The sequence below is a fragment of the Pseudomonas sp. AC211 genome (assembly GCF_979258055.1).
In genome coordinates this window covers 940633-959510 of record NZ_OZ409830.1, presented here as the reverse complement: position 1 = coordinate 959510, position 18878 = coordinate 940633, and the positions used below count along the sequence as shown (strand labels likewise).

The 18878-nt window shown below is 61.4% G+C and carries 16 protein-coding genes and 3 pseudogenes; 10 read left to right on the top strand and 9 right to left on the bottom strand.

The genetic code is table 11. The features are described from left to right. Positions 1-9 precede the first annotated feature (9 nt). Together ACZZZP_RS04605 and purU are read right to left on the bottom strand one after the other, a co-directional pair. A complete protein-coding gene (locus ACZZZP_RS04605) occupies positions 10-183 on the bottom strand; it encodes a hypothetical protein (protein WP_463381944.1) in 174 nt (57 codons plus the stop codon). Between the two features lie 17 nt (positions 184-200). Continuing rightward, positions 201-1052: a formyltetrahydrofolate deformylase gene (purU, locus tag ACZZZP_RS04600; protein WP_463381943.1), complete on the bottom strand. Its 852-nt coding sequence runs from the start codon at positions 1050-1052 to the stop codon at positions 201-203. A gap of 292 nt (positions 1053-1344) precedes the next feature. Between purU and mvaT the strand changes: the two genes are divergently transcribed. Continuing rightward, positions 1345-1719: a histone-like nucleoid-structuring protein MvaT gene (gene mvaT / locus ACZZZP_RS04595; RefSeq protein WP_122492674.1), complete on the top strand. Its 375-nt coding sequence runs from the start codon at positions 1345-1347 to the stop codon at positions 1717-1719. Positions 1720-1829: 110 nt separating this feature from the next. Here mvaT and sbcB read toward each other — a convergent pair whose 3' ends face one another. Next, entirely contained in the window at positions 1830-3263 is a 1434-nt protein-coding gene (gene sbcB, locus ACZZZP_RS04590) for an exodeoxyribonuclease I (RefSeq protein ID WP_463381942.1), read from the bottom strand. A gap of 227 nt (positions 3264-3490) precedes the next feature. On the opposite strand from sbcB, the gene ACZZZP_RS04585 reads away from it, so the two are divergent. From ACZZZP_RS04585 to ACZZZP_RS04555, 7 genes are all read left to right on the top strand, one after another. After that, positions 3491-4303, top strand: a complete 813-nt coding sequence (locus ACZZZP_RS04585; RefSeq protein ID WP_122492676.1) for a DUF975 family protein — start codon at positions 3491-3493, stop codon at positions 4301-4303. Between the two features lie 92 nt (positions 4304-4395). Continuing rightward, positions 4396-5121 (top strand): RDD family protein, encoded by a 726-nt coding sequence (locus ACZZZP_RS04580; protein ID WP_122492677.1) that lies wholly within the window; start codon positions 4396-4398, stop codon positions 5119-5121. Then, a complete protein-coding gene (locus ACZZZP_RS04575) occupies positions 5118-6095 on the top strand; it encodes a stage II sporulation protein M (protein WP_122493119.1) in 978 nt (325 codons plus the stop codon). The genes ACZZZP_RS04580 and ACZZZP_RS04575 overlap by 4 nt, the downstream gene beginning before the upstream one ends. Then, a complete protein-coding gene (locus tag ACZZZP_RS04570) occupies positions 6082-7680 on the top strand; it encodes a DUF4129 domain-containing protein (protein WP_463381941.1) in 1599 nt (532 codons plus the stop codon). The genes ACZZZP_RS04575 and ACZZZP_RS04570 overlap by 14 nt, the downstream gene beginning before the upstream one ends. Further along, positions 7677-8945, top strand: a complete 1269-nt coding sequence (locus tag ACZZZP_RS04565) for a DUF4350 domain-containing protein (RefSeq protein ID WP_463381940.1) — start codon at positions 7677-7679, stop codon at positions 8943-8945. Before ACZZZP_RS04570 ends, ACZZZP_RS04565 begins: the two co-directional genes overlap by 4 nt. Beyond that, positions 8942-10069: an AAA family ATPase gene (locus ACZZZP_RS04560; RefSeq protein ID WP_463536299.1), complete on the top strand. Its 1128-nt coding sequence runs from the start codon at positions 8942-8944 to the stop codon at positions 10067-10069. The genes ACZZZP_RS04565 and ACZZZP_RS04560 overlap by 4 nt, the downstream gene beginning before the upstream one ends. Positions 10070-10103: 34 nt before the next feature. Continuing rightward, positions 10104-11435: a DUF58 domain-containing protein gene (locus ACZZZP_RS04555; protein ID WP_463381938.1), complete on the top strand. Its 1332-nt coding sequence runs from the start codon at positions 10104-10106 to the stop codon at positions 11433-11435. A gap of 429 nt (positions 11436-11864) precedes the next feature. Here the strand turns inward: ACZZZP_RS04555 and ACZZZP_RS04550 are convergent, their stop codons facing one another. The 3 genes and pseudogenes from ACZZZP_RS04550 to ACZZZP_RS04540 all read right to left on the bottom strand — a co-directional run bounded on the left by ACZZZP_RS04550 (position 11865) and on the right by ACZZZP_RS04540 (position 13169). Then, entirely contained in the window at positions 11865-12221 is a 357-nt protein-coding gene (locus ACZZZP_RS04550; RefSeq protein WP_122492681.1) for a PilZ domain-containing protein, read from the bottom strand. A 60-nt stretch (positions 12222-12281) separates the two neighbouring features. Then, positions 12282-12704, bottom strand: a complete 423-nt coding sequence (locus tag ACZZZP_RS04545; RefSeq protein WP_122492682.1) for a DUF4124 domain-containing protein — start codon at positions 12702-12704, stop codon at positions 12282-12284. Positions 12705-12798: 94 nt separating this feature from the next. Beyond that, a pseudogene (locus ACZZZP_RS04540) lies at positions 12799-13169 on the bottom strand (tetratricopeptide repeat protein). 181 nt (positions 13170-13350) lie between these two features. On the opposite strand from ACZZZP_RS04540, the gene ACZZZP_RS04535 reads away from it, so the two are divergent. Next, the gene (locus ACZZZP_RS04535; protein WP_122492684.1) at positions 13351-14154 is read left to right on the top strand and encodes a tetratricopeptide repeat protein; all 804 of its coding nucleotides are present in this window, start codon (positions 13351-13353) and stop codon (positions 14152-14154) included. Positions 14155-14257: 103 nt separating this feature from the next. Further along, complete coding sequence (gene pyk / locus ACZZZP_RS04530; protein ID WP_463381936.1) at positions 14258-15709, top strand: pyruvate kinase; 1452 nt, start codon at positions 14258-14260, stop codon at positions 15707-15709. Positions 15710-16002: 293 nt separating this feature from the next. On the opposite strand, the gene ACZZZP_RS04525 is transcribed toward pyk, so the two are convergent. The 3 genes and pseudogenes from ACZZZP_RS04525 to ACZZZP_RS04515 form a co-directional block, all read right to left on the bottom strand. Further along, on the bottom strand, positions 16003-16776 hold the full coding sequence (locus ACZZZP_RS04525) for an enoyl-CoA hydratase-related protein (protein ID WP_463381935.1): 774 nt from the start codon (positions 16774-16776) through the stop codon (positions 16003-16005). Positions 16777-16784: 8 nt separating this feature from the next. Next, a pseudogene (locus ACZZZP_RS04520) lies at positions 16785-17726 on the bottom strand (iron-sulfur-binding ferredoxin reductase). Beyond that, positions 17719-18847: pseudogene (locus ACZZZP_RS04515) on the bottom strand (GGDEF domain-containing protein). Before ACZZZP_RS04515 ends, ACZZZP_RS04520 begins: the two co-directional pseudogenes overlap by 8 nt. Positions 18848-18878 lie beyond the last annotated feature (31 nt).

The window sequence follows — 18878 nt, the reverse complement described above, 5'->3', positions numbered from 1 at the left end:
AGCCCTCCCTCACGCGTCAGGCTTTTTATCCGACTCTGGATGCAACTCATCCCAAAGCCTGGCCGCCTCTTCAAACTCGGTACCCGTTTGTTCGTCCATCGCCTCCGGGTCATAGCGGCTCAGGCAACCTTCGCCCAACGTCGCGGGCGCGGTGGAGGTGGCGCGGTCGAGGGGATCACTCATGGGCTGCCTCGCAAGGGTTAATCGAACACCACGGTTTTGTTGTTGTGCACCAGCACGCGGTCTTCCAAGTGATAGCGCAAGCCACGGGCGAGCACCATTTTTTCCACGTCTTTACCCAGGCGCACCAGCTCTTCAATGCTGTCGCGGTGGCTGATGCGGACCACGTCTTGCTCGATGATCGGGCCGGCATCCAGCTCTTCGGTGACGTAGTGCGAGGTCGCGCCAATCAGCTTGACGCCGCGCAGCGAGGCCTGGTGATAAGGCTTGGCGCCGATAAACGAGGGCAGGAAGCTGTGGTGAATGTTGATGACGCGCTGGGCGAACTCTTGGCACAGCTCTGGCGGCAGAATCTGCATGTAACGGGCAAGCACCACCACGTCGGCGCCCACTTCACGCACCAGGCGGGTCACCTCGGTGAATGCCGGCTCTTTATTCAACGGATTGACCGGCACGTGATGGAAGGGGATGCCATGCCACTCGACCATGCTGCGCAGGTCGTTGTGGTTGGAGATCACGCACGGAATTTCGCAGTCCAGCTCATCGCTGTGCCAGCGGTGCAGCAAATCGGCCAGGCAGTGCGATTCGCGGCTGGCCATCAGCACCACGCGCTTCTTTTGCTCTGAATCAGTAATGCGCCATTCCATCGAGAACTGTTTGGCGATGGGCGCGAAGGCCTGGCGGAAACCGTCGAGATCGAAGGGCAGCGAGTCGGCGCGAATTTCGTGGCGCATAAAGAACCAGCCACTTTGGTTATCCGAATGATGACTCGCTTCGGTGATCCAACCGTTATAGGTCGCCAGAAAGTTACTGACCTTGGCAACGATACCGACGCCGTCGGGGCAGGCGATTACCAAGCGAAAAGTGCGCATGCGGGAACTCCAGAAACTCACAAAGGCCGCCATTCTAGCGACAGCGCGGGAAAACTTCAGCAGTGGCGCACGCACCTTGGCGCCGCGTGCATATGGCCCTGCACTGTGCAGGGATTTAAACCCGAGTAACGCAAAGTCACTTTAACTATTTAGCGCTGGGTTGGTCTTACACAACGAGCGCAATAGTCTCGAAACTAATTCAGGCAAAACTTTTCAAACATGTTTACTTGTATTAAGTGCGTGACTATTATCACCAACACTAACCCCCGACCTCCGATTCAAGGTATCGCCCATGTCTCTGATCAATGAATACCGCGCAACAGAAGAAGCCATCAAAGAACTGCAAGAGCGCCTGAAAAACCTCTCGCAGGATGACAAGCTGAAAAAAGAACTGGAATTCGAAGGCAAACTGCGCACGCTGATGGGCGAATACCAGAAATCGCTGCGTGACATCGTTGCCATGCTCGATCCAGATGCTAAATCCAGCAAAGCCCCACGTGCCGCTAAAGCCACTGGCAGCAAGCGTGCTCGTAAAGTTAAGCAATATAAAAACCCGAACACCGGTGAAGTCATCGAAACCAAAGGTGGCAACCACAAAACCTTGAAAGAGTGGAAAGCCAAGTGGGGCGCTGCAGCCGTTGAAGGCTGGGCAACTCTGCTCGACTAATGCAGCTTGGCCAATCTGCAAACCACGCGAGTGCGTTTCAGATTGCTCAGCGAGACATGAAAAAACGCCGGCTTATGCCGGCGTTTTTTATTGCCTGGTTTTTCTGATGCCTAGGGCAGCTCATAACGCTGGCGCAAATCCAGCGCGTAGTTCTGCCATTGCTGCAGCATAGCCTGCTGCGCGGCATCTGCCGTGCCCCAGGCCTGCTGCAAAGCGCTGTCGAACGCCGCCAAGGTATTGGGCGCGCCCCATTGTGGCGCGCTTAAACGCTGCTGGCAGAATAAGCGCCATTGCTCTTGTTCGCCCGGCGTGAGGGTGTGAGGAAAGTTCCGCGCGCGGTAGCGAAACAATAGTTCGGGCAATCGCGCATCATCGAACGGCCATTGTTCCTGGCCCAATCGTTGCGGTTCAGCGGTGCGCACTTGTTCACACAAGCGTCGATCACGGTCGCCTATAAAACCGTCATATAACTGCTGTTCCGGATCTTCGCTGGGGGTGAATTCTTCGGCGGCATAAACCGTTTGCAATTTTTCCTGCCAAGTTGCCTGGCTGGCGCGTAGTTGCTCGGCACGCTGTTCGATTGTTGCCATATCCAGTTGCAAGCGCTGTTTATCTTCTTCACGCAGCACGCCCATGGGCGCTACCACGGGGCAACGATTGATATGCACAAGTTTCAGCGGCACCGGCAATTGCCCCTCAGCCAATTGCTCGCGGCGGGTGTACAGCAACCGGCGCAAGTTTTCGCCGTCAAGCTCCAACAATGGTGAGAGGTCACTCTGCAAATCGCAAACAATCAGGGCGTTGCGATTGCGCGGGTGCCAGGCCAGCGGCATTACCACCGCCAAGTAATTACGCGCCGCAGAGAATCGGCCAGATATATGCACCATCGGTTGCAAAAGACGAACTTGGTCGAGCACCTTCTGTTTGCTGCGCAGTTGATAGAGGTAGTCGTACAGTTTTGGTTGCGCGCTGCGCACCAACTTGGCCAGGCCGATGGTGGCGCGCACATCCGACAACGCATCGTGTGCTTGGCCATGGTCAATGCCGTTGGCTGCAGTTAATCGTTCCAACTTAAGGCTGACGCGCTGTTCTTCTTGCGGCCAATTAATGCCCTCGGGCCGCAACGCATAGGCGGTGCGCACCACGTCGATCAAATCCCAGCGGCTATTGCCGCCTTGCCATTCACGGGCGTAAGGGTCGAAAAAATTGCGGTACAGGCTGTAGCGCGTGACCTCATCGTCGAAGCGCAGGCTGTTATAGCCGGCACTGCACGTGGCGGGCGCGGCCATTTCAGCGTGCACGCGGGTCATGAAGTCGGCTTCATCCAGGCCCTTGCTGGCTAATGTTTCCGGGGTAATACCGGTAATCAGGCAGGCCATGGGGTGCGGCAGGATGTCTTCGCTGGGCCGGCAATACAGATTCACCGGCTCGCCGATTTCGTTCAGCGCTTCATCGGTGCGAATGCCGGCAACTTGCAGCGGTCGGTCACTGCGCGGGTTGATGCCGGTCGTTTCGTAGTCGTACCAGAAGATGCTTGCGCTCACGGCGAATCCTTATGCGGGCCTGCGGGGCGAAAATGGCGAATGGAAAGCGGCGGCAGTCTAGCACCGCGCAAAACCACGACGCAGACGCTCAGTCACCCGAAAGCTACTGCTTACGCGGCATCGCTAAGTATGAAGCGCCGCACACGCCGCGTGCGCGGGGCTTGTCGCCGAGATGGCCGACGGCTAGCATGCGGCCACTCGGAGAACCTACCCACAAGGAAGTAAGCATGACCGAATCCATTGCTCCAAATCCCTTCGCCGCACCCGCCAGCAACCTGCAAGCCATTGCAGATACCGGCAGCGTTCCCACTATTGAAGAAGCGTTGAGCCGCCGTTACGACTTCGGCGTCAGCGACCTGCTGGGCGAAGCCTGGCGCCTGACCAAGGGCACCAAAGGCATCATCATCGGCGGCTTCGTGGTGTTCTACGCCGCGCTGTTCGCGGTCATGAACATCCTCACCATCGTGCTCACCATCTTCGGTGTGGCCGGCGTAGCGGGCCTGGGTCTGATGAGCGGCGACGACGGCTCCATGGCCGTGGGCGCGATGTTCGCTTTCATGATCGGCTCAATGCTCCTTGGCTTCCTGGCCACCGCCATGGTTTACCCGTTCCTGGCGGGCATCAACATGGTCGGTATCCGTGCCGCCGCCGGCCAGCCGGTGCGCTTCGGTGAAATGTTCAGCCACTTCGGTCGCTCGGTGCCGGTTGTCATCACCGCGTTGCTGATGAGCGTGCTGATCATGGTCGGCTATTTCCTGTTTGTGATTCCTGGCATCTACCTGAGCGTTGCCTACATGCTCGCCATCCCGCTCGTAGTAGAGCGCGGCCTGTCGCCGTGGCAAGCACTGGAAACCTCCCGCAAAGCCATCGGCCAGCACTGGTTCAAAGTGTTCGGCTTGCTGATGATCTTCGGCGTGTTGATGGCCCTCAGCGGTCTGACCCTGTTCATCGGCCTGCTGTGGCTGATTCCGTTGATGGTTGTGGCCATTGGCGTGCTGTACCGCACCATCTTCGGTGTGCGTCCGGTGCCGACTAACTAAGTCGACCCGATGCGACCGGGCTTGCTGCATAGCCCGGTTGCTTCCCCGCCTGCTGCTCGCTAGCATCGGGCTTTCCTCGACGCCGTGCCCCGATGCCTCACTCCCCTTCCCCCGCTCTTCCCTCCGCGCCTGGCACCTTGCTGGATACGCGCTTTCACGTGGAAACGCCGGAAGGCATCGACCTGGCCTTGCGCCCTGCTGGCCTGCTGGTACGCGCCCTCGCCTTCGCCATCGACCTGGGCCTTCGCGGCCTTATTCTGGGCTTCGCCGCCATTGTGTTAGCCCTGCTGGGCCAACTGGGCATGGGCCTGGGCGCGATTTTGTATTTCCTGGTGAACTGGTGGTACATGGTGCTGTTCGAGGTGCTCAACCAAGGGCAGTCTCCGGGCAAGCAGTTCATGGGCCTGCGCGTGGTGCACGACGACGGCACGCCGATTGGCTGGGCCGCCTCGCTGACACGCAACCTGCTGCGCTTTGTGGATGTGCTGCCCTTCTCCTATGCCTTCGGCATCGTCAGCTGCCTGAACAGCCGAACCTTCAAGCGCCTTGGCGACCTGGCCGCCGGCAGCGTGGTGGTGTACCGCGACGTCGCGCTGAAGCGCCCGCCGCTCGCCAATGCCGAACCGCTGCGGGCGCCGTTCCCGCTGAGCCTCAACGAGCAGCGCGCGGTGATGGCCTTCAGTGAACGTCAGGGCGAACTCTCCGCCGCGCGCCGTCAGGAATTGGCCGCCATTCTTGCCGAGCCCTTGCAAGTGCCTGCCGAGCAGGCCGAACAGCAGCTCAACCGCATCGCCAGCGGCTTGCTGGGGCCAACATGAAACAGACCGTGTTCGAGAGCCGTCATCAAGCTGAGTGGCAACGCTTCACCGCGTTGCTCGAAAGCCTTGAGCGTGGCAAAGCCTCCGCCGAAGCCAGCCAAGCCTTTGCCGCTGACTACCGGCGCCTGTGTCATCAACTGGCGCTAGCGCAGGAACGTGGTTACAGCAGTTACCTGATCGATCAGTTGCAACTGCTGGCCATGCGCGGGCACCAGCAGTTCTACCGTCACCGCAGCCACTTGGGCGCACAGATCATTCAATTTGTGCTGGGCGGTTTTGCCCGCTTGGTGCGTGAGGAATGGCGCAGCGTGCTGATCGCCACGCTGGTGTTCTTCGGCACGCTGATTCTGATGGGCGTGCTGGTGTATGCCTTCCCCGACCTGATCTACAGCGTGATGGCGCCCGATCAGGTCGCAGACATGGAACAGATGTACGACCCCGACGCCCGCCGTATCGGCCGCAATGAACGCGACGCCGGTGATGACTGGATGATGTTCGGCTACTACATCATGAACAACATCGGCATCTCCTTTCAGACCTTCGCCAGCGGCTTGCTGTTTGGCCTGGGCAGTCTGTTTTTCCTGCTATTCAACGGCCTGACCATCGGCGCCGTGGCCGGTCACTTAACCCAGGTGGGCTACACCGAAACCTTCTGGTCGTTCGTGATCGGCCATGGCGCGTTTGAGCTGACTGGCATCGTATTCTCCGGCGCGGCGGGCTTGAAGATGGGCTGGGCGCTGCTCGCGCCGGGCCGGTTTACCCGCGCCGAGGCTTTGCGCCTGGCTGCCGGGCGCGCCGTGCAACTGGTAGCCGGGGTCATCCTGTTCTTGCTGATCGCCGCGTTTATCGAGGCCTATTGGTCGTCGATGACCTTCACAACGCCGATGGTGAAATACATCGTCGGCGCCGGGTTGTGGACGTTGGTGCTGAGCTATTTCGTGTTTGCCGGTCGGGGTGTGCATGCGCCTGACTGACGCCAGCGTGGCCATTCGCCCGCGCAGCAACTGGGAAGCCATCGACCTCGGCGTGCTGCTGGCGCGGCAACACCTGCGCGTGCTGTTCGGCAGTTTTTTCCTCATCAGCTTTCCGGTGTTCGCCCTGATCACTGCGGTGCTGTGGAACTACCCTAGCGTCACTATGTTCCTGTTCTGGTTGCTCAAGCCGGCGTTCGACCGCTTGCCGCTGCATATCTTGTCGCAAGCACTGTTCGGCAATACCCCGACCATCAAGCAGGCCGTCAAAGCCTGGCCGCGCCTGCTTAAGCCGCAACTGCTGGCGAGCCTGACCTGGCGACGCCTGAGCTTCACCCGCAGCTTCGATTTGCCGGTCATGCAACTGGAAGGCTTGGGCGGCGAAGCACGCAGCAAGCGCCTGGTGGTGCTCGGCCAACGCAGCACCGGCGCCGCCACCTGGCTCACCGTGATTGGCGTGCACGTTGAAACCGCGCTGCTGTTCGGCCTTACCGCACTGTTCTACCTGATGCTGCCGCAGCAGATGAAAACCGATTGGGACTGGCAAAACCTGATCAATCCGGAAGCCGGCGAATGGCTGTGGCTGGAGCATTTGTACAACTCCCTGTACGTGTTGGTGCTGTGTGTGTGGGAGCCGGTATACGTGGCGTGCGGTTTCACCCTGTACCTGAACCGGCGCACCACGCTGGAAGGTTGGGACATTGAGCTGACGTTCCGGCGCCTGCGCCAACGGCTGACCGGCATCGCCTATGTGTTGGTGCTCGGCTTCAGCGCATTGCTGCTGAGCACACCGGGCAGCGCCTGGGCCGACGATGAGCCGGCTGTGGTTGGCAGTTGCCCGATTCCGTTCGACGACCCGCTCGGCCCCGACAAAGACCGGCTCGCCAACCAATCGCTGACCAGCAAAGCCGCGCAAGCCAGCATCAGCAAAATTCTCGACGCGCCGCCGTTCGAGAACCGCGAAACCGTCACCCGTTGGCGCTTCGGAGACGATGCCAAGAAAGAACCGAAAAAAGCCAAAGACAGCAAAGAAGACGAGGCGTCCTCGCTGCTCGAGGGCATCAAGCACCTGCTCGAAGCGTGGCAAGGCATGAAGTGGGTGGCCAAGGCGGTCGAAGTGTTCCTGTGGGGCGCAGTCATTGCGCTGGTGGTGCTGATTATCTGGCGCTACCGCGAATGGCTGAGCACGTTCACCGGACGCCTATCTCTGCCCAAACGGCAGAAGCGCGAGGTGCCGAGCATGCTGTTCGGCCTCGACGTGGCGCCGGAGAGCTTGCCAGACGATGTCGCCAGCACCGTCGAACGCTTGTGGAACGAACAGCCGCGTGAAGCCCTGGGCTTGCTCTACCGCGCCTTGCTCAGCCGTTTGCTGCACGACTACCACCTGCCGCTCAAAGGCTCGCACACCGAGGGCGAAGTGCAGCAATTGGTCCAGAACCTTGAGCTTGGCGACCTCACCCGCTTCACCCAAGTGCTCACGCGCCATTGGCAAAACCTCGCGTACGGGCACCAAAACCCACCCGACAACCTCAAGCGCGGCCTTTGCGAAGGCTGGCGTCGCTTGTTCCAAACGGGGGCGCAGGCATGAACCGGCGCGTCACGTTTGCCGTCGCGGCGGTGATCTTTTTCCTCCTCGGCTTGGCCGCTATCTATGTGATGAGCCTGGCTACGCCCTATCAAAAAGAAATCAAACACGGCCCCTCGCCGGAAGTGGGCGCCAACCCCTACCTGGCGGCCGAAACCTTTTTGAAAGACCGGCAGATCAGCGTCACCCGTGCCGACGGCCTGGAGGTGCTCAGCACCTTGCCGAGCCAAGGCAATACCTTGCTGCTGTTGGGCACGCGAGAAAAGATGACCCCACGGCAAACCGAGCGCGTGTTGGCATGGGCAGCCAAAGGCGGGCATCTGCTGGTGGTGGCAGAGTCGCTGTGGGATGAAGACGAAGGCAAAAGTGACGACCTGCTGCTCGACAAACTGGGCATCCACCAACTGCTGACGGAAGACCTCGACCAAGACACCGAAGTCCAAGACAGCGAAGACTCAGAACAAGCCACTGCCGAAGACAGCAGCGAACAAGACGCACAGCGCGACGATTCAGACGAGCCGCAAGAACCCGGGCCTGGCGACGAGGCCGACGCGGACCTTTACCCCGAGCTGACCAAGCTGTACCTGGAAAACGAAGAGGCGCCGGCCTATATCAACTTCGATACCGACTACCACTTGTTCGACGCCAAGAACCAGGCCCAAGCCTGGGCCAACAGTGCCGACTCCACGCACATGCTGCAGCTCAACCACGGCGACGGCCTGGTAACGGTGCTGACGGACAGCTGGATCTGGCAGAACGAAAGCATCGCCGACTACGACAACGCCTGGCTGCTCTGGTACCTGACGCAAGACAGCAAAGTCACGCTGCTGTATCGCGCCGACCGCGACGACTTGCTCACGCTGCTGTGGCGCAACTTCCCCGAAGCGCTGGTGGCCTTGGCGCTGCTGATCGCCCTGGTACTGTGGGCCAACGGCCGTCGTCAGGGTCCGCTGCTCGCGCCGGCCAGCCTGGCCCGCCGCCAGCTTCAAGAACACCTGCGCGGTAGCGCTGATTTCCTGCGCCGCAACAGTGGCGCGCAAAGCTTGCTGCAAGGGCTGCAGCGCGATATCCAGCGCCAGGCCCGCCGTCGTCACCCAGGTTTTGAACGGCTGGACATTGCCACCCAATGGCAAGTGCTCGGCCGTCTCAGTCGCTTACCCAGCAGTGCCATTAGCCAAGCCATGCGTCCGCTGCCGAAACAGCGGATCTCCGCCACCGAATTCACCCGCCAGGTCGCCCACCTGCAAACCCTCAGGAATGCCCTATGAGCGAACAGACGCCCGATCAGCCCGGCCGCCCAGTCGATGCCCCCGCCACCGAACTGGAGCTGGACCCGCAAGCCCTGGAGCCCACCCCGGCTCCAGCATCCGCTGCCATTGTTGGCGCGCTGACGCCACCGCCCGCCCCGGCCCCTGCCGCGCCGCCGGCGAACGCCCAGCGTCAACGCGCCACTCAACTGGCCCAAGCGTTGCGCCAGGAATTGCAAAAAGCGCTGATCGGCCAGACTGCCGTTATCGACGACGTGCTCACGGCGCTGTTGGCCGGCGGCCACGTGTTGCTAGAAGGCGTGCCCGGCTTGGGTAAAACCCTGTTGGTGCGCGCCCTGGCCCGCTGTTTTGGCGGCGAATTCGCGCGCATCCAGTTCACGCCCGACTTGATGCCAAGCGACGTCACCGGCCACGCGGTGTACGACCTGCAGTCCGAGCAATTCAAGCTGCGCAAAGGCCCGGTGTTCACCAACTTGCTGCTGGCGGACGAAATCAACCGCGCCCCGGCGAAAACCCAGGCGGCGCTGCTGGAAGTGATGCAAGAACGTCAGGTCACGCTCGAAGGTCGCGCGCTGGCGGTGGCCCAGCCGTTTATGGTGCTGGCCACGCAGAACCCGATCGAGCAGGAAGGCACGTACCCGCTGCCAGAAGCCGAGCTCGACCGCTTTATGCTCAAGCTGCGCATGGATTACCCGCAGCTCGACGAAGAGCTGACCATGGTCCGCCAGGTCAGTCGTTCATCGCGCGCCGACATGCTCGACGTGGTGCCACTGCGCCCGCTGCTGCAAGCCAAAGACGTACTGGCGCTGCAGAAAATCGCCAGCGACCTGGCCCTTGATGAACAAGTGCTCGACTACGCCGTGCGCCTGGCGCGCGCCACACGCAGCTGGCCAGGCCTGGCCATTGGCGCCGGCCCGCGTGCCTCCATCGCCCTGGTGCGTGGCGGCCGTGCCCGTGCGCTGCTGCGTGGCGGCGACTTCGTGACCCCCGACGACGTAAAAGGCTGCGCCCTGGCGGTGCTGCGTCACCGCGTGCGCTTGTCGCCGGAACTGGATATCGAAGGGTTGTCGGTGGATCAGGTGCTGCAACAGTTACTCGACCAGGTGGCAGCGCCGCGTCCATGACCCACTTCGCCATGTCGGCTAATAAAGGGCCGCAATGAAACCGTCGCGCCTGCTGTTGCTGCTGCTCGCCGGCTTGCTGAGCCTGGCCATTGTGCTGGGCATTCTGCAGGCCGTGGACGTGCATGTGCCGCCAACCTTGCACACGCTGTGGTGGGCGGCGCTGCTGGCACTGTTGCTGGTCAGCGGCCTGGACGTGTTGTGGCTGCGGCAACTGCCCTCGCCACAGCTGACACGCACCTTGCCCGGCAACTTGTCGCTCGGCCGCTGGGGTGAGGTGCAACTGATTGCGCAACACGGCTTGCGACATCGCCAGCAACTCGAGGTGTTCGACCACGTGCCCGCCGGCATGGACGTCGACTACCTGCCGCAACGCATCGAGCTGCGCCCTGGCGAGCAAACGCAATTCAGCTACCGCGTGCGGCCATTGGTGCGTGGGCACTTCGCGTTCGAACGCTGTGAGTTGGGCATCCCCAGCCCACTGAAACTCTGGCAAGGCCGGCGCTACGTGGAGCTGCCAGGCGCCACGCGCGTGTACCCGGACTTCGCAAGGCTCTACGACGCCAGCCTCAAAGGCGTGGACGACTGGCTCGGGCAACTGGGCGTGCGCCAGCAACAGCGCCGTGGCTTGGGTCAGGAGTTTCAGCAGCTACGCGAATTCCGTGACGGCGACACCTTGCGGCAAATCGACTGGAAAGCCACCGCGCGCAAACGCACCCCGATTGCCCGCGAATACCAAGACGAGCGCGACCAGCAGATTATTTTCCTGCTCGACTGCGGCCGGCGTATGCGCAGCCAGGACGGCGACCTTTCGCACTTCGACCACGCCCTCAACGCCTGCCTGCTGCTCAGCTACGTGGCCTTGCGCCAAGGCGACGCTGTGGGCATGGCGACGTTTGCCGGCGACCAGCCGCGCTTTCTGGCACCGGTCAAAGGGCAGGCGCATTTGAACGTGCTGCTTAACGCCGTGTACGACCTGCAAAGCACGCAACGTCCCGCCGATTACGCCGCGGCCATCGACGCCCTGCTCGCCCGCCAACGCCGCCGCGCGCTGGTGGTGATCGTCAGCAACCTGCGCGACGAAGACGACGAAGAGCTCCTAGCCGCCGCCAAACGCCTCGGCCGCCAACACCGGGTATTGATCACCAGCTTGCGCGAAGAAGTGCTCGACAGCCTGCGCCACAACCCCGTGCACAACTACGAAGAGGCGCTGGCCTATTGCGGCACGGTGGATTATTTGAACGCGCGGGCCGGGCTGCATGAACGGTTGATCGCCCATGGCGTGCCGGTGCTGGATGCAAGGCCGAGCCAGTTGGGGCCGGAGTTGGTTGAACGCTATCTGGCCTGGAAAAAAGCCGGAGTGTTTTGATTCTTCTTGGACGATCGCCGGGTCGTCGGCCTGGCGGCGTTGCGTCCTCGCTTTAAATGCTCACGTACAAAAGTACGCTGCGCTTTAAAGCTGCGGGGCGCCTTGCCAAGCCTTAGCCCCGACGATCTCGATTTGGTTGGAATATTCCTGGACGATCGCCGGGGCGTCGGCCTGGCGGCGTTGCGTCCTCGCTTTAAATGCTCACGTACAAAAGTACGCTGCGCTTTAAAGCTGCGGGGCGCCTTGCCAGGCCGTAGGTTGGGTTGAGCCACAGGCGAAGCCCAACACAGAATTTTGAATCCGCGTTACGGCCCGCCTTCTCCTCTCCTCACAAGCGGTCGACGGAATTATCGTGCACAACTTCGCCCCCTCTGCCCGTTTACGGGAGAGGGCTGGGGAGAGGGTTTTGATTGCAGAGCGAAAAAGCGGCTAAACCGGCGTAGCCAAGGTTTGAAACGTGAAGTACTGACGCAACGCGTCAACCATTTCCACGTAGTCCGGCGGCGGTGCCACCAGCGAGAAGCCGGAGTCCCAGCCGCCGGGGGTTACATCTTCGCGGCACCATTGGCAGGTGGCGGAGAAGTTGATGATGCGCTGGCCAGTCGGCCCCGGAATTTTCAAACACATTTCAAACCGCGCGCCAACGAGCATGGGCAGCTCGCTGATCAGCATCAAGCCATCCAGCGACACGTTGCCGATATGGCCCATGGGTTTGTCGGTGATGCGGTTGAAGACATTCAGGTAAGACGGCAGCTGATGTCGATCGATTCGGCGTTCACTTCGCATGATGGCAAATCGCTATGGACGGCCCCTGAGTATGGCCGCTGCTTATAGGGAGGGCCAGCCTCAGTCGCAGTCGCGAGCAATTTGTTGGCTGATTTGGCGACGAGCGGTGTCCAGTTGCTGGTCGCTGTAATACTCGCGGTCGCCCTTGTCGTTGACGGAGTAGTACGTGCTACCAGGGGGAATCTGCGCCAGTTTGTTGCGTAGGCTTGCGCAGTAGTTGTGGACTTCGGCCTGCTGTTTGCTCGCGCGCTGCTGGGCTTGCGCTTGCTCTTCACGGCGAGCGTTGTAGAAATTGTCGGTGCGTTCCTGGCGCTGGCGGGTGGCTTCATCGCGCTCGATCACTTGCGGCTTCACCGCCACAGGCGCCGAGCCTGATACCTGGCGCTGGTCGAAGTGCACCGTGCCATTGGCATCCGTCCATTTGTAGATTTCTGCCGCCGCCACACTAGGCAGCAGCGCGACGCATAACAACCACACGCGCATCACCTTCCTCCTTGAATCAACGCCACGTCAGCGCCTGGCTATCTTCGCTAAGCGCTGTGGGCTTGCCAATAGCGCAACGCCGGCGCTGAGAAAACTACAGCGGTGCAGCGGACGTTTTGGCGGTTTCGCTCGGCCGGTGGCCAAGCTGCTGCAACGTGTCCAAACGCGCGCGGGCGCGGTAGGCGTACTCGCTCGACGGGTAGCGCGCGATGATGAACTGGTACGTTTGCGCCGCGTCCACGAAAGGTTTTCACGCTCCAGGCACTGGCCGCGCAACAGCGAGATTTCCGGTTGTACATAACTGCGCGAACGGCTTTTGCGCTCGGCCTGCGACAGCTCCAGCATGGCCTTGTCGCAATTGCCGGCGTTGTATTCCTGGTAAGCCTGATCCAGGTGGTAATCCATGGTCATGCTGTTGCAGCCTGCGGCGTAGAGCACCAACGCACCAATAAGTAAAAATCGCATGGGCAAATCCTCCGATGTGGAGTGTATCGACAGCCTTCAGAAAAACTGCAGAGCAGGCTGAGCATATCCTCCGATTGGAGATGCGTCAGCGCCCTTGGTCCATCTGCGCCGCCTGACTGAGACTGGCCGAACCGGGCCGCAGCGCACCGCCCGGCACTTCTATAAAAGCCAAGGAACGCCCATGCCCGCCCGCCGCTTTGTGCCGCTGTTGTATTGCCTACTTGTGCCCGGCTGCGCACCTACCACGCCGCTGTTTATCGCCCAGGTCACCACGCAGGAAGTGGCCGAATCCAAGGAAAGCAAAAACAACCGCATGCTCGGCGCCATCGAAGACGAAGGCGACTTGCTCACCTACAGCGCCATGGCCATTCGCGACGGCACCAGCGCCAAAGCTGAAAACACGTACTTGCAGGGCTATCAGGACGACAAGCTGAGCGACGAGGTGCGGGCCATCTCGCTGTACCAGATCGGCCTCATTTATATGAGTCGTTTCAATGACCAACGCGACGACACCAAAGCCCTCAACACCTTTTATAAAGTGCGCAATGAGTTCGGCCAAACCCGCGCCGCAGCGCGCAGTGAACAGCGCATTGCGCTGATCAATCAGCGCGCCAACGAGCCGCTGCAACAGAACGCCCGCGAACTGCTGGCCAACTGGAAGCCCAGCCAGAACCTCAACCTGGACCAGCCTAGCCTCGACCCGGATATGACCCTGCTCTCACGCCGCGCGGTGCTCAAAGACCGCGTCGCCGACGCGGAGGAGCTGTACCGCGTGGCGCTCAAAGACCCCGCAGTCGAACCCTCGATCAAAGAAGAAGCGCTGTACCAAGTAGCGCTCATGTACCTGGCGCCGGACAACCCGCACCCCAGTCGCGACAAGGCCATCGAGTACCTGCGCCAATTGCTGGCGCAATACCCCAACAGCGAATTGCGCGACAAAGCCGAGCGTCATCTGGACACCGCGCTGAACACCATCACACCTTGAGCAGTGCGCCATATAACGAGGAGTAAGGTAGTGCAAGCGAACAATGACTACAGCGGCGCAGCATAGTAGCCTCGGCTTCTGCTCGCCCTTCGGAGTCTTTCGCATGACCTTTCGCCGCACCAAAATCGTCGCCACCCTCGGTCCCGCCAGCAATTCCCCGGAAGTGTTGGAACAATTGATTCTCGCGGGCGTCGACGTCTGTCGCCTGAACTTCTCCCACGGCACCCCCGACGAACACAAAGCGCGCGCCCTCCTGGTTCGTGAAATCGCCGCCAAGCACGGGCGTTTCGTCGCACTGCTCGGCGACCTGCAAGGCCCGAAAATCCGTATCGCCAAATTCGCTGACAAGCGCATCGAACTCAAAGAAGGCGACAGCTTCCGCTTCTCGGTCACCCACCCGCGCGATGCCGGCACGCAAGAAGTGGTCGGTATCGACTACCCGGACCTGATCAAAGACTGCAAAACCGGCGACGAGCTGCTGCTCGACGACGGTCGTGTGGTGATGCTGGTGGAATCCACCACCGCTGACGAATTGCACTGCCGCGTGCTGATCGGCGGCCCGCTGTCGGACCACAAAGGCATCAACCGTCGTGGCGGTGGCCTCACCGCGCCAGCCCTGACCGCCAAGGACAAAGCCGACATCAAGCTGGCTGCCGAAATGGAGCTGGACTACCTCGCCGTCTCCTTCCCGCGCGATGCGGCCGACATGGAACTGGCCCGCCGTCTGCGTGACGAAGCCGGTGGCACCGCCTGGCTGGTGGCGAAAATCGAACGCGCCGAAGCGGTTGCCGACGACGAAACCCTGGATGGCCTGATTCGCGCCAGTGACGCCGTAATGGTCGCCCGTGGCGACCTAGGCGTAGAAATCGGTGATGCCGAGCTGGTGGGCATTCAGAAGAAAATCATTCTCCACGCGCGTCGCCTGAACAAAGCGGTGATCACCGCCACGCAGATGATGGAGTCGATGATCAGCAGCCCGATGCCGACGCGCGCCGAAGTATCGGACGTGGCCAACGCCGCGCTGGACTTCACCGACGCCGTGATGCTCTCGGCCGAAAGCGCTGCCGGTATGTACCCGATCGAAGCGGTCAAGGCCATGGCCCGCGTGTGTCTGGGCGCTGAAAAGCACCCGACCAACAAGCGCTCCAGCCACCGCCTGGGCCACACCTTCGAGCGTTGCGATGAAAGCGTAGCGCTGGCCGCCATGTACACCGCCAACCATTTCCCGGGCGTTAAAGCGATCATCGCGCTGACCGAAAGCGGCTACAGCCCGCTGATCATGTCGCGCCTGCGCTCGCAAGTTCCGATCTTCGCCTTTACCCCACACCGTGAAACCCAGGCCCGAGTGGCCATGTTCCGCGGCGTGTACACCGTACCGTTCGACCCGGCATCGCTGCCGTCGAACAAGATCAGTGAAGCGGCGATTGAAGAGCTGGTGAAACGCGGCGTGGTGCAGCCGGGGGACTGGGTGATTTTGACCAAGGGCGACAGCTACCACACCACCGGTGGCACGAACTCGATGAAGATCTTGCACGTGGGTGAACCCCAGGTCTGAGATTCCCTGGACGATCTCCGGGTCGTCGGCCAGGCGGCGTTGCGTCCTCGCTTTTAATGCTCACGTACTGCAGTACGCTGCGCTTAAAAGCTGCGGGGCGCTCTTGCCTGGCCTTAGCCCCGGAAATCTCGGTTGCTAAAGGCACGATGCAACCCTGTGGGAGCGGCTTTAGCCGCGATGTTTTTTGATCTTTAAAGCATCGCGGCTAAAGCCGCTCCTACAAATACGCCTCAGATCATGATTTGTAGGAGCCAGCTTGCTGGCTCCTACGCATTTTGGGCTGTGTGACGCCGTTACGCGAACTTGGAAAAATCCGCTTTGCGCCGCTGCATAAACGCCGACAACGCTTCAATCGCTTCCGGTGACCGCAGGCGCTGGTTGAATAAAGCGCCCTCCTCCTCGATCACCTTTCTCAGCTGTTCCCTTCCCGGTTTGCGCATCAGGCCTTTGCTGTCTTCCACCGCTTTGGGCGGCAGGTGCAGGAAGCGCTTGGCCATTTCTTTAGCGCGGGCCAGCGTCGCCGCGCCATCTTTCAACGCTTCGTTGGCAATGCCCCACGCGGCAGCCTGTTCGCCACTGAAAGACTGGCCCAGGAGCAACAATTCGGCAGCTTTGGCGTGGCCGAGCATTTGCGGCAGGATCAGGCTGGAGCCATATTCGGGGCACAAGCCCAACGCCACGAACGGCATTTTCAACACGGCGTCCTGGCTGACGTACACCAGGTCGCAGTGCAGCAGCAACGTGGTGCCGATGCCAACAGCCGGGCCGGCCACGGCTGCCACCACGGGCTTTTTCATTTCAAACAAGGCGCGCATAAAAAAGAACACCGGGCTGTCCATGCCGGTGGGTGGCTCTTGCAGGAAATCGGCGATGTCATTGCCGCTGGTGAAGCAGTCTTCACCACCGCAGATCAGCACGGCACGAATGCTCGAATCGGCGTCGGCTTCTTCCAGAACTTCGGCCATGCGGCTGTACATGGCGCGGGTGAGCGCGTTCTTTTTATCCAGACGGTGCAGGCGCAGGGTCAGCAGACCCGCTTCGCGCTCGACCAGTACATGTTCGCTCATAACCATCCTCACGCGTGGGGCAGGAACAGGTCCGCGAACAGTTGGCTGCGCGGCAAACCTGCCAGGTAGAGCCGGCGCGAGAAGGTTTCAACAACGGCCGGCTGGCCGCAGAGTAAGGCGAGGGTTTGCCGCGAAACAAGGCGTAGTTCGGCCAAAGCGGCTGGCAACTCGGCCGCATTCACCAGCTGAATTTCAAGCTGCGGATGGGCATTAGCGAGGGCGTTTAATTCACCGGCCAGGTAGTGCGCCTCGGCGTTCGGGGCCACATGCATCAGCCGGATCGCGCCCTCATGGTTTTGGCGTAACGCCCTCACGCAGAACGCCATACAGCGGAGCCAGACCGGTGCCCGCCGCAATCAGCAACAGCGGGCGCTGCTGCCAGTCCGGGTCGTAGTGCAAGGCGCCGCCGCGTAGTTCGCCCAAGCGCAACATGTCGCCCGCCTGCAACTGCCGCGCCGCGTCGCTAAACGCGCCGTGCTGACGACAGTCGATGTGAAACTCCAGCCAGGGATCTTCACCCGCCACGCTCGCCAGCGAATACGGCCAGTGCAATGCCAGAGGCCGTCCACAGCAGCACGTGCTGCCCCCGCCCAATAGCGCAGCGGGCGCTCCGGCACCAGCCGCAGACGCAGCACCGTGGCGCTGGGCCAATCGAGCTGCGCCACCGTGGCCGGCAGACCGTCGCGCAGCGGGTCGTATACCTCAACGCTGAGGTCTTCCATTACCCGGCACTGGCAAGCCAACCGCCAGCCTTGCTCACGCTGGGCGGCGGTCAATGCTTCGGGTTTGGCGTCCAGCGGTTCGCCGCCAACGCAGCGCACCATGCACGCATGGCAACTGCCGGCGCGACAGCTGTAAGGCACGGCAATGCCGGCTGCGAGCAAGGCATCCAACAGGTTACTGCCAGCGGTTAACGGGTACGCCTGCCCGCTCACCTTGAGTTCAGGCACCACTGTTCTCCCACGCCGCGTGGCAGCAATTGCGGCCGCTGTGCTTGGCGCGGTACAGCGCCTGATCGGCGCGGTGCAGGGCTTCGTCGAGGTCGTCGCCGGCTTCAAGCAAGGTCATGCCGGCGGACAAGCTGATGCTCTTCACCTTCAAGCCCACCGGTTCCGCGTTGGCAAATGCCTCACGCAGGCGCTCGCAGCACGCGGTGAGTTGGTCGGCGTCGGTGCACGGCAACAACAGCACAAACTCTTCGCCGCCGTAGCGCGCCAGCACATCGCCGTCGCGCAGGCAGGCTTGTGCCACCGTGGCAAAGGTTTGCAGCACGCGGTCGCCGCTGGCGTGGCCGTGTTGGTCGTTGATGCGTTTGAAGTGATCGAGGTCGATCAGTGCCAGGCCGTGTTGCATGCCAGGGCTGAGGCTGGCCAATTCACGGGCCGCCAGGCGCAAGAAATGACGGCGGTTGAACAGGCCAGTGAGTTCGTCGGTGGCCACTAGGTCTTCAAGCTGACGCATCATGCCGCGCAAGGTGTCCTGGTGAGCTTGCAAGGCGAAGCGGCGTTGGCGCATGCGTTGGCGCAGCGCCTGCACATAGCCGGCGAACAGGCTGAACCAGACCAACGTCACCAGCAGCACGCCCACTTGCAGCAACGCCAGTTTCGGGTCGGGCAGCCGCATCTGGTAGGCGTCCCACAAATTCACGCTGGCGAAACCAAAAAACGCGAACGCGGCGCAGCGTGCGAAACACCCGGGGCGCCAGTTGGAACACCCCGAACATCAGAATCAATAGGTAGAACACCAGCATCGTGCCGCGCGCGGTGTGCAGGTTGTACATGAGGAAGGTGTGCATGCTCAGGGCGACGAGTACCTGAGGCGCGGTGAGGCTGGGGTCGTTAAAGCGAAGGTTGATGCCGCTGATGAAGATGGCGAAGAAAATCAGTTGGCTGACAATCACCATGCCCGCACAAATAAGCGCAGCGCCGGGTTCGGCAGAGTATTGACCGCCCACCACCAGCAGGCCGAACAACAGCAGTGCCAATCCATAAGTAGCCGCCGCCATGCCAAACCGCTTCAGTAGCAGGCTCTGCAGGGCTTTCTGTGTCCCCTTTTTAGTGGCGCTGCTCATGGGCTCCGTCCCGTACTGGCATCGTGCCGTC

Coding starts and splice junctions, on each gene's coding strand:
- ACZZZP_RS04605 (WP_463381944.1), bottom strand. CDS start 183: ATGAGTGATCCCCTCGACCGCGCCACCTCCACCGCGCCCGCGACGTTG.
- purU (WP_463381943.1), bottom strand. CDS start 1,052: ATGCGCACTTTTCGCTTGGTAATCGCCTGCCCCGACGGCGTCGGTATC.
- mvaT (WP_122492674.1), top strand. CDS start 1,345: ATGTCTCTGATCAATGAATACCGCGCAACAGAAGAAGCCATCAAAGAA.
- ACZZZP_RS04585 (WP_122492676.1), top strand. CDS start 3,491: ATGACCGAATCCATTGCTCCAAATCCCTTCGCCGCACCCGCCAGCAAC.
- ACZZZP_RS04580 (WP_122492677.1), top strand. CDS start 4,396: ATGCCTCACTCCCCTTCCCCCGCTCTTCCCTCCGCGCCTGGCACCTTG.
- ACZZZP_RS04575 (WP_122493119.1), top strand. CDS start 5,118: ATGAAACAGACCGTGTTCGAGAGCCGTCATCAAGCTGAGTGGCAACGC.
- ACZZZP_RS04570 (WP_463381941.1), top strand. CDS start 6,082: ATGCGCCTGACTGACGCCAGCGTGGCCATTCGCCCGCGCAGCAACTGG.
- ACZZZP_RS04565 (WP_463381940.1), top strand. CDS start 7,677: ATGAACCGGCGCGTCACGTTTGCCGTCGCGGCGGTGATCTTTTTCCTC.
- ACZZZP_RS04560 (WP_463536299.1), top strand. CDS start 8,942: ATGAGCGAACAGACGCCCGATCAGCCCGGCCGCCCAGTCGATGCCCCC.
- ACZZZP_RS04555 (WP_463381938.1), top strand. CDS start 10,104: ATGAAACCGTCGCGCCTGCTGTTGCTGCTGCTCGCCGGCTTGCTGAGC.
- ACZZZP_RS04550 (WP_122492681.1), bottom strand. CDS start 12,221: ATGCGAAGTGAACGCCGAATCGATCGACATCAGCTGCCGTCTTACCTG.
- ACZZZP_RS04545 (WP_122492682.1), bottom strand. CDS start 12,704: ATGCGCGTGTGGTTGTTATGCGTCGCGCTGCTGCCTAGTGTGGCGGCG.
- ACZZZP_RS04535 (WP_122492684.1), top strand. CDS start 13,351: ATGCCCGCCCGCCGCTTTGTGCCGCTGTTGTATTGCCTACTTGTGCCC.
- pyk (WP_463381936.1), top strand. CDS start 14,258: ATGACCTTTCGCCGCACCAAAATCGTCGCCACCCTCGGTCCCGCCAGC.
- ACZZZP_RS04525 (WP_463381935.1), bottom strand. CDS start 16,776: ATGAGCGAACATGTACTGGTCGAGCGCGAAGCGGGTCTGCTGACCCTG.